Source organism: Deinococcota bacterium (assembly GCA_030858465.1).
In the GTDB taxonomy this organism is placed as follows: domain Bacteria; phylum Deinococcota; class Deinococci; order Deinococcales; family Trueperaceae; genus JALZLY01.
The window spans coordinates 1-4912 of the sequence record JALZLY010000150.1; the positions used below are offsets into that span (position 1 = coordinate 1).

General features: G+C 66.2%; 4 protein-coding genes. All 4 read right to left on the reverse strand.

Annotated features, from left to right (window positions below; translation table 11 throughout):
• Positions 1-151: 151 nt before the first annotated feature.
• Positions 152-661: a TRAP transporter small permease subunit gene (locus M3498_07065; GenBank protein MDQ3459043.1), complete on the reverse strand. Its 510-nt coding sequence runs from the start codon at positions 659-661 to the stop codon at positions 152-154.
• Positions 662-729: 68 nt separating this feature from the next.
• A complete protein-coding gene (locus tag M3498_07070) occupies positions 730-1731 on the reverse strand; it encodes a TRAP transporter substrate-binding protein (protein ID MDQ3459044.1) in 1002 nt (333 codons plus the stop codon).
• A gap of 116 nt (positions 1732-1847) precedes the next feature.
• Positions 1848-4337, reverse strand: a complete 2490-nt coding sequence (locus M3498_07075; GenBank protein MDQ3459045.1) for an FdhF/YdeP family oxidoreductase — start codon at positions 4335-4337, stop codon at positions 1848-1850.
• An 11-nt stretch (positions 4338-4348) separates the two neighbouring features.
• A partial coding sequence (gene fdhD / locus M3498_07080; GenBank protein ID MDQ3459046.1) for a formate dehydrogenase accessory sulfurtransferase FdhD occupies positions 4349-4912 on the reverse strand: 564 nt, incomplete at its 5' end.

Below are 4912 nucleotides of genomic sequence, written 5' to 3' on the forward strand. Positions count from 1 at the left end.
AAGACCGTCCGCTGCGCCATCAGAAAGTTGGGGATGTCGAGCGCACCCCTGCCGGCGGCAAAATAGAGCATGGTCGACAGGCCCATCGCGAAGACGGCCGGAACGCCGATGATCAAAAAGAAGACCAACGCCACCATCATGATGACCACGGTCACGGCGCCCTGCCTCCTCGGGCGAGCGACAGCAACTGCCCGGCGAGCTGGTGCGCGAAGAAGAGCAGCATGAGAGCGGAGCTGACCAGCAGCGCCAGGTAGAGGACGCCCTGAGGCAGCGGGATCATGGTGAGCATCACCGACCAGCGGTCCAAGACCATCTGGTAACTGCCCCGCAGCAAGGTCACCACCACCAGCGCCGACAGCAACGTGGCCAGGACGTGAAAACCGAGGCGCAGCCGCAGGGGCCAGCGGGCCAACCACAAGTCGATAAGGTCCACCCGCAGGTGCTCACTCCGCTTCACGGCCAGCGCGGCGGCCAAGAGGACCGCCCAGATGTTTAAGTACCTGGCGGCCTCCTCGCTCCAGGTCAGCGGCTGGCTGAGGACGTAGCGGTAGAACACCTGCAGGAGCACCGCGATGAAAAAGAGGATGAAGAGCAGCGTTGCCGCGTGCTCGATCAGCAACTCCAGGCCCAGGAGAAAGCCCCGGTAGATTTTCGTCAGCATGCGCCTCCCGTTGCCCGTCGTTCGAGAAGGGTAGGAACCTGCCTACCCTATTCCCGTCTCTTTCCCGATCAGTCCTCTTGCCCGATGACCTCGAGAACCTCGTCGTAGACGCCGGGGGCCAAGTCCTCCTCGATGATCCTCGTTACGGCCGGCAACGCCGCGGCCCTCAGGGCTTCCTGGTCAGGCTCAATGAGGACCATGCCGTTGGCAATGGTCTCTTCGACAAAGCCCTCGTTCATCTCGTCGACGATCTCGGCTACGTAGGCGATGGTGTCTTCGACGGCCTGTGCGAGCGCTTGGCGCTGGGCTTCGCTCAGCTTGTCCTCCCAGGTCCGCTCGGACACCAGCCAGGTCTGGAAGAACTGGATGTGCTCGGTCTTGACGAGGTAGCGCTGGTACTCCCACATCTGCCTGCCGGCGATATTGGTAAGAAAGTTCTCCTGCGCCTCGACCACCCCCGTTTGCAGCGCGGTGACGATCTCCGTCGCGGCAATCGGGGTCGGCAGCGCCCCCATCTCGGCCCACACATCGACCCACCATCTGATCTCCGGCATGCGGATGGTCAGGCCCCGCAACTCCTCGGGGGTGGTGAAGGGCCGGTTGGACGTCGTCCACCTGGCGCCGTAACCGTGCATGCCCAGAGGGATGATGCCGCCGCGCTCTCGAGCCAGTCTCGCCACCTCGTCCCCGACGGAACCGCTCATGAACGCCTGCATCGAGGCGAAGTCCGGGAACAAGAAGGGAATGCTCACGGCGTTGTACTCGGGATAGTAGAGCTCGGCCTGAATGACGTTGTAGCCCATGTCAAGCTCACCGAGCTTCATCTGCTCGAGGGCTTCGCGCTCGCCGCCGAGTTGCCCGCCCATGAAGAAGTCGATCTCGATGCTGCCGCCGCTCAGCTCGCGGACGCGCTCGTCGAAAAATTCGCGGATCGCCCGGTCCACGCCCGAGTCGTCCATGGTGGTCGCGAACGACAGCCTGACGCTCTGCTCCGTCGCGCCGGCCCAAACTCCCGATAGCAGAAGCAAAGACACGACCAGCGCGAAGGGTGTTATCCAATTCCTGTTCATGCCGACCTCCTCCGACCTCCAAGATCCCAAGGTCTTGTCGAGGTCTCGCTTTTGGCGGTCTCCTTTATACCCCAGCCTCGCCGCCGATTCAAGGTCAGCGCATCTAGGCCAGCCCTTCAAGGTCGAGTGTGGCTCCGATGAGCGACTGAGACCGCTCGAGCCCCGCTCGGAGCCCCCGCCTGCGACGGGTGAAGCGTGATGATTACAGACTTCGAGACCGGCGTGTTGCTGCCCTCGGCCACGCTGCCGATCGGCACCAAGACGTTGGCCTCCGGAAAGTAGGTGGCGGCGCAGCGGCGGGGAATCGCGTAGGGCACGGCGACAAAACACCTGGCCAGGCGTTCCTCACCCTCGAAGTGGCTCACCAGATCGAGGGTGTCCCCCTGCGCGATCCCCTGCGCCGCCATATCCTCCGGATTCAAAAAGACCACCCGCCGCTCGCCCTTGACCCCGCGGTAGCGGTCGTCCAAGCCGTAGACGGTGGTGTTGAACTGGTCATGGGAGCGGATGGTCATCATGACCAACTGGCCGGGCGCCAGCTCGTGCCTGGGGATGGGATGCGCGGTGAACTTCGCCTTGCCGCTGTCGGTGGGGAAGCGCCCCTCGCGGGGGCCGTTGGGGAGATAGAAGCCGGCGGGAAAGCGCACCTTGCGGTTGTAGTCCTCGAAGCCGGGGATCACCCGGGCGATGTGCTCACGGATGCGGTCGTAATCGGCTATGAGCGCGTCCCAGTCGACCGTCGAGCGCGCGCCGAGGGTGGCCTTAGCCAGGCCGGCGACGATGGCCGGCTCGCTCCTGAGGTGCTCTGAAGCGGGCTTCAGCATCCCCTGCGAGTCGTGCACGACGCCCATCGAGTTCTCGACGCTCACGAACTGCGGGCCGCTAGCCTGCAGGTCCTCTTCGGTGCGGCCCAGGCAGGGCAGGATCAGGGCCTGCTCGCCGGTGATGAGCTGCGAGCGGTTGGGCTTGGTCGAGACCTGCACGGTGAGGCGGCAGTTCTGGAGCGCCTCGGCGGTGTAGGCGGTGTCGGGGGTGGCCGAGAGGAAGTTGCCGCCCAGGGCGAAAAAGACCTTGACCCGCCCCTCGTGCATCGCCTTGATGGTCTCCACCGTATCGAAGCCGTGCTCGCGCGGGGGCTCGAAGGCGAATTCGCCGGCCAGCGCGTCGAGGAAGGCCTGGCTGGGCCGCTCCCAGATGCCCATGGTGCGGTCGCCCTGCACGTTGCTGTGCCCGCGGACCGGGCAAAGACCCGCGCCCCTCTTGCCGATGCTGCCGCGCAGGAGGTGGAGGTTGACGATCTCCTGGATGCTGGCGACGGCGTTCTTGTGCTGGGTGAGGCCCATCGCCCAGCAGGTGATGATTCGTTCACTGTTCATGGCGACCTCCGCCGCCTGGCGTATCCCCTCACGCGAGAGGCCGCTTCCCCCCAGAATCCGCTCCCAACTCTCCTCGCGCAGATCGGCCAAAAAGGCTTCAAGGCCCTCGGTCTTCTCGCCGATGAAGGGGTGGTCGAAGACCTCGCCCGGCCGCTGCGCTTCCTCCTCGAGCAGCTCCTTCATGACCCCCTTCAAAAAGGCCACGTCGCCGCCTATCCGCACCGGCAGGAAGAGGTCGGAGAGCTGGGTGCCCGAGCCTAGCAGCGTGCCCGGCGCCCGCAGCGGGTTCTTGAAGTCCTGGGGGTTCTTGAAGCTCAGCAGGCCGGCCTCCGGCAGCGGGTTGACGCTCACGATGGTGGCGCCGTTGCGCTTGGCGCGCTCCAGCGCGGTCAACATCCGCGGGTGGTTGGTGCCGGGGTTCTGGCCGATGATGAAGATCGCCTGGGCGTGGTAGAAGTCCTCGAGCTTGACCGTTCCCTTACCGATGCCGATCGTCTCCGTGAGGGCGACGCCGCTCGACTCGTGGCACATGTTCGAGCAGTCGGGCAGGTTGTTGGTCCCGAACTGCCGAACGAAGAGCCCGTAGAGAAAGGCGGCCTCGTTGCTGGCGCGGCCCGAGGTGTAGAAGGCGGCCTCGCCGGGTGACGCCAGGGCGTTCAGCTCGCCCGCGATGAGCCCAAAGGCCTCCGGCCAGCTCACCGGCTCATAGTGGTCTTGGCCCTCGCGGAGCAGCATCGGCTCGGTGATCCGCCCCTGTTTGCCGAGCCAGTGGTCGGACTGCTCGGCGAGTTTCGTCACCGGCCACGCCTTGAAAAACTCGGGTGTCGCCCGCTTGAGGGTGCCCTCGTCGGCGATCGCCTTGGCGCCGTTCTCGCAGAACTCCGCGATCGAGCGCTCCTCGTCGGGGTCGGGCCAGGCGCAGGAGGTGCAGTCGAAGCCGTCCTTCTGGTTCATCGTCATCAACAGCCTGGTGCCGCGCAGGACCCCCGCCTCGCCGTACATGTGCCGCAAGGAGGACACCACCGCCGGGACGCCGCCCGCCAGCGTCTTGGGAGGGCTCAGCTCGAGGCCGGTCAGGGTCTCGGGCGGCTGGGCGTGGCCGACCCGCCGCGGCGCCTCGGCGACCTCCTGCTCCGCCGTCTCGAGGCCCCTCTTGAACCGGTAATGACTGGCGGCCTTATCCCTATCGCCTTCGTCGTTGCTGATGACGTTCTTCTCGCCCTTGGCCATGATGCTCTCCTCTAGCCGCGCGAACCCGCGCCGCCTAGCGCCTTCTGTCCGCCCTCACCCCTGGGGAAGGCGATCCGCTCCTCGCCGCTGTAGATGTTGAAACGCTCCCCGCGCAAAAAGCCGATGAGGGTGATGCCGAACGCCCCCGCCACGGCCACCGCCAGGCTGCTCGGCGCGGAGACCGCACAGACCACCGGCACGCCCGCCGCCAGCGACTTTTGCAACAGCTCGAAGCTGGCTCGGCCGCTCAGCATCACCAGGTGCTCAGCGAGGGGAAGGCGCCCCTCCAAGAGCGCCCAGCCGATCAGCTTGTCGAGCGCGTTGTGCCTGCCCACGTCCTCGCGCACGGCACGGAGCTCGCCCCCGGCGTCGAACAGGGCTGCCGCGTGAAGTCCCCCGGTCAGCTCGAAAAGCCCCTGGGCCTCGCGTAGCTTGGCGGGCAGCGCGGTGATCAGCTCGTGGCTTACCGTCAGGCCGCCGGCGACGGCGGGCCAATCGCGGAGGCGAAGCGCCTCCAGGCTGGTCTTGCCGCAGACGCCGCAGGCGCTACTCGTGTAGAAGTGGCGCTCGAGCGC